This window comes from Flagellimonas sp. 389 (assembly GCF_018449435.1).
GTDB lineage: Bacteria > Bacteroidota > Bacteroidia > Flavobacteriales > Flavobacteriaceae > Flagellimonas.
Genome location: NZ_JAHCMU010000035.1, coordinates 1 through 965 on the forward strand (window position 1 = coordinate 1; position 965 = coordinate 965).

At 55.0% G+C, this 965-nt stretch carries 1 protein-coding gene; it reads left to right on the top strand.

Features of this window, described 5'->3' with window-relative positions; translation table 11 throughout:
- Window positions 1-195 precede the first annotated feature (195 nt).
- Window positions 196-965, top strand: a 770-nt coding sequence (locus tag KIM67_RS18485) for a fibronectin type III domain-containing protein (protein ID WP_213833031.1), incomplete at its 3' end; no start/stop codon positions are given.

Consider the following 965-nt stretch of genomic DNA (forward strand, 5'->3'; position numbering starts at 1 on the left):
CCCGAAGGTTCGTACCGGATATGTTTTGAGGTCTTTGATGTCCTCACGGGCAAACGCCTCTCGGCCCGTTCGTGTGCAAGCATCTTCATTTTCCAGAACCGACCGCCATTTTTGGTATTGCCCCAAAATGGGATCCAGATAGACCAGACCAATCCACAGAACATTGTCTTCCAATGGACGCCCAGACAGCTCAACGTGACCCATGTGGAATACGAACTGAGCCTGGTGGAGCTTTGGGACAATACCATAGACCCACAGGCCGCTTTTTTGGCAACCCCGCCCATGTTCCAGACCGTGACAAGGGCTACCAGCTATCTGTATGGCCCCGCCGACCCCGTTCTGTTGCCCAACTATGCCTATGCGTGGCGGGTACGGGCCAAAGCTGTGGATGGGGCGGAAGCCATAGGACAGTTCGAGAACCAAGGGTACAGCGAGATCTTCTCCTTTGTCCACTTGGCCCCCTGTGAGGTACCGCCCAACCTACGGCACGAGGTACGTGGCAGCGGACGGGCCAACATCCTTTGGGACGACCCCAGTACCGAGGTGCCCGAGTTCACCGTACGCTACCGGCAGAAAGGGGAGGGCAATGCATGGTTCCTGAACCGTACCAATGCAAACTGGACCACGCTTTGGGATTTAAGGCCCGGAACGCCCTACGAGTACCAATTGAAAAAGGACTGTGGGCTGGGCCAGAGCGGTTGGAGCCCCGTAAAGCAGTTCACCACGGCACTGGAGACCGAGGTGGAGGAGCTGTACCAGTGCGGCATATCGCCGAGCATAGATATACAGAACCAAGAACCTTTGCCCAGTCTCTTGCCCGGACAGCAATTTACAGCAGGGGACTTTACCGTGATAGTGACCACGGTATTTGGAAGCAACGGCTATTACAGCGGCAAGGGCTTTGTGCGCATTCCTTATCTGGGCAATATAAAACTGGCGGTACATTACGACAATATCCTTTTGAA